Origin of the sequence: Streptomyces noursei (assembly GCF_001646665.1) — a bacterium.
Lineage (GTDB): Bacteria > Actinomycetota > Actinomycetes > Streptomycetales > Streptomycetaceae > Streptomyces > Streptomyces lavendulocolor.
On sequence record NZ_LWBU01000212.1, the window covers coordinates 1 to 310 of the forward strand.

Sequence of the window (310 nt, forward strand, 5' to 3'; positions counted from 1 at the left end):
CGTCCCCGAAGGAGTGAACACCAGCTCGTCGGGACGGCACCCGACGGCCTCCGCGGCGGCCTCCCGCGCCGCGTCCAGCAGCAGCCGGGCACGCCGTCCCTCCCGGTACAGGCGGGCGGGGTCGGCCCACCCCCCGTCCAGCGCGGCCTGCAGGGCCTGGCGGGCGGCCGGGGGGGGCGGGGCGGCGGGAGCGGAATCGAAGTAGGGGACACGGCCACGCCAACTCCGCGGGGCCCGAACACGGCCGCCGACCCGGACCGCAGCCCCCCGGGCCCCCGGAAATCCCGCCCGCAACACCCCTTCGGGGTGC

Annotated in this window: 1 pseudogene; it reads right to left on the reverse strand. The window is 79.7% G+C overall.

Annotated features, from left to right (window positions below):
* Window positions 1-153, reverse strand: a pseudogene (locus tag A4V12_RS39940) (cysteine desulfurase); the annotation flags it as partial.
* Window positions 154-310: the final 157 nt, after the last annotated feature.